Source organism: Microcoleus sp. ARI1-B5 (assembly GCF_036705795.1).
GTDB lineage: Bacteria > Cyanobacteriota > Cyanobacteriia > Cyanobacteriales > Microcoleaceae > Microcoleus.
In genome coordinates this window covers 1-6,806 of sequence record NZ_JAUBVK010000061.1, presented here as the reverse complement: position 1 = coordinate 6,806, position 6,806 = coordinate 1, and the positions used below count along the sequence as shown (strand labels likewise).

Sequence of the window (6,806 nt, the reverse complement as noted above, 5' to 3'; positions counted from 1 at the left end):
GAATTGTTAGTCAGAGTTCGCGCTAGCAGCGTCAATCCCGTAGACTGGAAAATCCGGCAAGGACACCTGCAACTATTAACAGGATTTAACTTTCCTCGAATTGTCGGTTCTGACATCTCGGGAGTTGTCGTGGAAGTCGGCCGGGAAGTCACCAAATTTCAAGCCGGAGACGAAGTTTATACATTCTTAAATCCCATCGCGGGCGGTGCTTGTGCCCAATACGCTGTCGTGCCAGAATCGAGTGCAGCAATTAAACCTAAAAACATCACCCATGCAGAAGCAGCAGCAGTACCGATCGCAGGTTTAACCGCTTTGCAAGCGCTCAGGGATTTGGGTGAAATTAAAGCAGAATACAAAGTATTGGTTAACGGCGCTTCCGGCGGAGTCGGGAATTTTGCGGTGCAAGTTGCTAAAGCAATGAATGCGGAAGTAACGGGAGTTTGCAGCGCAAAGAATAGAGAATTTGTCAAGGGTTTGGGAGCAGATTATGTTCTGGATTATGCAGAAATTGACTTTACTCAACAGCGCGAAAAGTATGATATAATCTTGGATGCTGTCGGGACAAAAACATTTGCTGAATGCGAAAAAGTGCTGCAACCGGAGGGAGTTTATATCTCGACTTTGCCGAGTTTAGACAACCTCGCACCGATGTTGACGACCAAATATCGAAGTTGTCCTCTATACCTGCTGACTGCATAATAATCCCCGCATTATTAACTAAAATATCAATATGACCCCGCCATTTTAAAGCATCTTGCCACAAAGTCGAGGCCGCGTTTTCCACCATCAAATCTGCTGCTAATAAATAACAGCGATCGCGCGCAACACTTGCTGCTACCGCTTCCGCTTCTTTCTGACTGCGAAAGTAATGCAAAATCACCTGGGCCCCAGCATTAACCAGAGTCCGCACCGTCACTGCACCAATCCCCTTCGATCCGCCCGTTACTAAAATTACCTTTCCGGTTAAATCAATCATTTCTCTATCTCTATTTCTATCTTTTCTCTTGATCTGCGCCTGCGTAGCGCCCTTTGCGGTTCATAAAAAGAATAAATCCCGTTCACACACGAAATAGAATTGCTATATGATACAGCACATTCCATCTAAATGTGACACAGGAAATTGAGTCAGCGGTGTAGCAGCGGGCGATCGACTGTTGGAGACCGACCGACTGAGCTCCGGCCCTGGGCAATGGGCCCGCTGGCTGAGTGCGAGCCACCCGCTTTACGTCATTAAAGCCTTAATTTTTGATGTTTCTTTATTCGAGATATAGCCACTCCTTACAGCACTCTAGCTTCTTTCTCCTTAAACTCGATAACTAAACGCGATTCGGGAGCAGAGGTCGAATTAACTTCATAATTGGGTCATACTTAAAGTTATTGACACAATCAATTAGCGCACTGGAAAGGGTTGATTGAGATGCGGGAATTTGTTCGATCAACTCGTTCATGACTTCGGTATCAAGATCGTAGGCAGCTTGAAACATTTCTTCTAACCACTCAGAGGACATCACGGCTATATCTTCTGGAGATAAAATGTCAACACCTAGTTTTTGGGGATCTTTTCCTACAACTGTGTAGATGTACTCTACTCCCAAGTGTTGAGCGAGTTTGTCAAAGATGAGCCTTTCCTGAAAGGGCTTGCTGATAAAGTCGTCACAACCAGCCATAAGAACTTTCTCTCGATCTTCTTCAAAAATATTGGCCGTTAAAGCAATAATCACAGTCTCTTGTCCCTGAGGGTGTTCTCTAATGCGTTTGGTAGCTGTGTAGCCATCCATGATCGGCATTCGTAGATCCATCCAAATCAGGTTTGGGGACCAACTTTCCCACATTCCGAGTGCTTCAACTCCCTGTGTTGCTTCGCGCACCTCAAAACCGACTGAGGTAAGGAGTTTGACCAATAAGCGGCGATTTTCCTCTAAATCTTCAACAACCAGGATGCGGTAAGTTGGTTGTCCTGCAGCTATACCAATCACTCTTTGTTCAGGCAATTCAGAGGCAAGGCAGACTGCTTGAGGTAAATTTACCTCAAGTTCAAAGTAAAAAATGCTGCCCCGATTCAATGTGCTTTGAACCTGAATCTGACTACCCATGAGTTGGACAAATCTTTGGCTGATAGCTAGACCTAGACCAGTACCTTGATTTAATTTATTCCCAGCTTCAGCTTGCACGAACGCCTTAAATAAGCTCTCAACATCTGTTGGAGCAATTCCCACTCCAGTATCCTCAACTTCAAAACATAGGCGACAGGACGTTTGGTCGCTCTGTTGGGATCTTACTCGTAAGGTGACGCTTCCTCGATCAGTAAACTTAATCGCATTACCGAGCAGATTGACTAAGACTTGATACAGTTTTTTCTCATCGGTATGCACAAATTGGGGAAGATTGGTGTCTCGCTCGACAATTAGTTTCAATCCTTTCGATTTGGCTTTAAATTGCAACATTTCTTCAATAGAATTCAGCATTTTTTTGAGAGCGAAGTCTGAAAGATAGAGTGTCATCTGTCCGCTCTCTATTTTGGATAAATCTAAAATGTCGTTAATCAATTCCAATAAATGTTCGCCGCTACGATTGACGCTCGCCAGATCTTTTTGGAGTTCGGGAGTCAGATCGGGATCGTAACTCATCAATTGCGTAAATCCCAAAATAGCATTCAGAGGAGTACGGAGTTCGTGGCTCATGTTGGACAGGAACATACTTTTGGCTCGGTTTGCTGTTTCTGCTGCTTCTTTAGCTTGCTCAAGTTCCCACTCGGCTTGTTTGCGATCGTTAATGTCAATTAAATATCCCAACATTTCCACTGGTCTACCTGCACCATCTCGAATTAGTCTGAGTTGACCGAGTATCCAGCGATAAACCCCATCAGAGCGACGAAGACGGTATTCATGGAAATAAAAATCATTGACGAATAGATTGCCTAAGCCATTAAGCACTCGTTCTCGATCGTCTGGGTGTAAGTTATGCACCCAAAATTCACCATCTTCTAAAAACGCCATGCTTTCATAGCCCAATACCTCTTTGACATTTTCGCTGATGAACGTTGCTTCATAATCGCCATAAGGTTTACAGCTAAAAATAACGACGGGGCTGTAGTTGAGGAGAAAGTTGAGGCGATTTGTGGTAGCTTGCAAGGCTTGCTCAGCTTGTTTCAGCTCTGTCACATCCTCCTGAACGGCAACATATACAGTTCCGTATTCATGATGCTCAAACATGGATGTATGAACCCTGCACCAAAAAAGTCTTCCATCTTTTTTCTTATTGCAGACTTCATATTTTGCTTCTCCGTTCTGATTGATTTGAGTGACAATATCTAGAACGCTTGCGTCTGGTGTAACCTCTGTATCGACATAATTCAAGACACCAACGGGTTGACCTGCGAGTTCGCCATCTGTGTAGCCAAACATAGCGTCAAATTTGGGATTTGTGTAGACGATCGTGAGATCTGAGGCTTTAAGTAAACACACTCCACCTGCCATGTTATGCATAATAACACTCTGAAGCTCTAGCGTCTTTTGAGCTTCTTTTCGAGCGGTAATTTCTTGGAGCTGAGCAATAAAATGCAGTGGATTTCCCTGTTCATCTTGTACTAGCGAGCCATCAAGAAGAATCCAAACCATATGTCCTTGTTTGTGGAAATACCGTTTTTCCAGTTGGTAAGTTGAAATTGTTCCGGCTAATAGCTGATGTACATAACTCAGATCCAGGTCTAAATCGTCAGGATGGGTAATGTCTTGGAAAGTTAACCCTAACAACTCTTCTGAGGAGTAGCCAACAATCTGACATAAGGCAGGATTGACTTTAACCCAGTGCCCGTCAAGTGAAACGATCGCCATTCCAATTGACGCATTTTCAAACGCATTGCGAAACTGCTCTTCACTGTTTCGTAAAGCCACCTCAATTTGTTTGCGTTCGTTTTCAGCCCGCTTGCGATCGTCGATCTCCTTCTCTAAGGCTTGATTTGCCACCATAAGTTGAGCTGGACTAGGTAAAGCTAAGGCAGATGGAATTAAAAACACTAGCTCAGATGCAGTATATATAGAAATCAGAGCAGTAATAGCTTTAAGTCCTCCAGAAACCCAATAAGTAGGAAACCAAAGCGTCCAAATATCCATGAGATGAGTTGTACCACAGGCAATTATGAAGGCGCCAAACAAAAAAAATACTTTCTGAAATGGAGTATCTTGGCGCTGTCGCACAAAGTAGATTAGCATGATGGGGATGGAGTAATAAGCTAAAGCAATTAAACCATCGGATAAAATATGTAATCCTACTAAGTTTGTTTGCCAGAGATAGCAGTGACCGTGAGGAATGAATCCTGCAATTTCAAAAAATTGTGTAATCATAGCTAACCTACATTATTCATGAGTGCTGAAGTGCTTAGCGATTGAGTTCTGCCATGGCCCGCTTCATGGTCGAAGTCCTACTGGGAAAACCACTTTTGAGTAGGGAGATGTCAAATTGCCAACCCAGCAGCACGAGACATCCGATCGCAATGAGGAGTAGACTTGCCCTGTAAGAAATGTGGTTGTTCATAAATCTGCTGCTGGGGAAAAAAGGTTCTCTGCCATGTTACGCGAAACGAAGAAGGGCAACTGCGGGCGGATGATTCCTACCTGAACAAGTCAGATTTTGTAGGGGCTGTGCCACGGTGCCAGTCCTAGAACCCTGCGATCGCAGGACTTCTTTCTACGTCAAGTGAGTGGATAACCTAATAATTCAAGTATACTCTAGTTCATAGGGTTAGAGTGTTCTACCAGGAAAGTATGGAAATCAGTAAGATTGTCGATATAACTAGCGATAGGGTTAGCGAGCCAGCTACCAACTACCGAGGCAATATTTTAATTGTTGACGATCTGCCTGGTAACCTGCATCTTCTGGGCCGTACTTTGAGGACACATGGTTATCAAGTTCGCTGTGCCACAACAGGCGCAATCGCGATCCGAGCCGCCCAATCGCCATGGACGGAACTAATTTTACTCGACATTAAATTGCCCGATATTGATGGCTATGAAGTTTGTAAGCAATTAAAATCGAACGAGCAAACCGCAGGCATTCCGATAATTTTTTTGAGTGCTCTCAATCAAACTTTCAATAAGGTTCACGGGCTTGCTGTTGGTGGGGTAGATTATATTGCTAAGCCGTTTCAAATCGAAGAAGTATTAGCTCGTGTCGAAACTCACCTAACCATCCGACGGTTGCAACAAAGCCTCCAAGAGCAGAATTTACGTCTCTTGAGAGAAATCGAAGAACGCCAACGTCTCGAAGAGTCCCTCTTTGCCGAAAAAGAACTAGCTCAAGTGACCCTCCAATCGATTGGTGATGCAGTTATTACTACCAATGCTCAAGGTAATGTGCGATATTTCAATCCTATCGCTGAGCAACTGACAGGCTGGAAGGCTGATGAGGCTCAGGGACTCCCCCTATCTGCAGTGTTTGTAATTGTCAATGAAGTAACGCGAAAGCCAGTAGAGAATCCGATCGCCAAGGCTTTGTTGGAGAAGCGAATTGTGGGCTTAGCTAACCATACTATCCTCATTGCCCGCGATGGGACGGAGTATGCCATTGAGGACTCAGCAGCACCGATTCGAGACCGCCAAGGTCAAATTATCGGGGCAGTCATCGTCTTTCGTGATGTTACCGAATCGCGCAATCTTGCTCGTCAACTCTCTTGGGAAGCCTCTCACGATGCTCTGACGGGTTTAATCAACCGTCGAAGATTTGAGCAGCACCTAGTTGATGCGATCGCCTCTTGTCAAGATAGCAATCACCAGCACGCTCTCTGTTATTTAGATTTAGATCACTTCAAAGTCGTTAACGATACCGCAGGTCATGTTGCTGGCGATGAGCTACTGCGCCAAATCACTACACTTTTACAAAAGAAAGTTTGTGCTAATGACACACTGGCTCGCTTGGGAGGTGATGAATTTGGTCTTTTGCTTACTCAATGTCCCCTCTCTCAAGCAGCTAAGATTGCGGAACAACTCAAAGACCTAGTGCATCTGTTTCGGTTTATTTGGGATAGCAAAACCTTGAGCGTCGGGGTCAGTATTGGAGTTGTTGCCATTAACCACACCAGCAAAAATTTGATGGAGGTTATGGGAGCGGCTGATGCAGCTTGTTATGCCGCCAAAGGCAAAGGCCGCAACTGTGTTCATGTTTATCGTCTAGATGATGAGGAAGTAATTAGACAACGCGGTGAGAGGCACGTGGTTTCTTAAATCAGCCGAGCGTTGGAAACCAATCGTTTTTGTCTCTACTCCCAAAAAATTGTCTCTATTACCTCTAACCCATCAGTAGAGCATTATGAAATTTTGCTAAGAAGGCTGCTAGATGAAAATGGAGAAAGAGTGGCTCCCAATGACTTTATTCCCGCCGAGCGTTATGGGTCGATCGCCGATATCGATTGTTGGGTAATCGAATTTTTTTTTTATAATTATCATAATTTATCGCATAAAAATTTTATGAGTAAAGGATTGTATACGATTAATATTTCTGGCGATAGCATTGGTAACAATGGGTTGATAATGTTCTTAATCGAACAATTTGATCGCTACCAAATCCCCCCGCAAACCATTTGTTTTGAACTCACGGAAACCGCAGCGATCGCGAACTTTGAGCAAGCCAGATATTTCATGAGCGAACTCAAAAAGATTGGATGTTGCTTTGCTTTAGATGATTTTGGCAGTGGATTGAGTTCGTTTGCGTATCTGATGAATTTACCAGTCGATTATCTAAAAATTGATGGTGCTTTTGTCAAGAATATTAGTCATAATTTGATTTCTCAAGCGCTCGTTGAAGGCTTTAAT

Annotated in this window: 4 protein-coding genes and 1 pseudogene; 3 read left to right on the top strand and 2 right to left on the bottom strand. The window is 44.0% G+C overall.

The window, feature by feature from the left end:
- On the top strand, positions 1 to 699 hold a 699-nt coding region (locus QUB63_RS34620; RefSeq protein WP_332949918.1), incomplete at its 5' end, for an NAD(P)-dependent alcohol dehydrogenase.
- Here QUB63_RS34620 and QUB63_RS34615 read toward each other — a convergent pair.
- Together QUB63_RS34615 and QUB63_RS34610 are read right to left on the bottom strand one after the other, a co-directional pair.
- Positions 680 to 976, bottom strand: a pseudogene (locus QUB63_RS34615) (SDR family NAD(P)-dependent oxidoreductase); the annotation flags it as partial. The gene QUB63_RS34620 and the pseudogene QUB63_RS34615 sit on opposite strands and share 20 nt — an antisense overlap.
- A gap of 340 nt (positions 977 to 1,316) precedes the next feature.
- A complete protein-coding gene (locus tag QUB63_RS34610; protein ID WP_332949917.1) occupies positions 1,317 to 4,343 on the bottom strand; it encodes a PAS domain S-box protein in 3,027 nt (1,008 codons plus the stop codon).
- A gap of 420 nt (positions 4,344 to 4,763) precedes the next feature.
- On the opposite strand from QUB63_RS34610, the gene QUB63_RS34605 reads away from it, so the two are divergent.
- A complete protein-coding gene (locus tag QUB63_RS34605; protein ID WP_332949915.1) occupies positions 4,764 to 6,218 on the top strand; it encodes a diguanylate cyclase in 1,455 nt (484 codons plus the stop codon).
- Between the two features lie 12 nt (positions 6,219 to 6,230).
- Positions 6,231 to 6,806 (top strand): EAL domain-containing protein (locus QUB63_RS34600; RefSeq protein ID WP_332949914.1); only part of this gene is annotated, 576 nt, incomplete at its 3' end.

Excerpts from the sequence above, each read along its gene's own strand:
- QUB63_RS34610 (WP_332949917.1), bottom strand. The coding sequence starts at position 4,343 with ATGATTACACAATTTTTTGAAATTGCAGGATTCATTCCTCACGGTCAC.
- QUB63_RS34605 (WP_332949915.1), top strand. The coding sequence starts at position 4,764 with ATGGAAATCAGTAAGATTGTCGATATAACTAGCGATAGGGTTAGCGAG.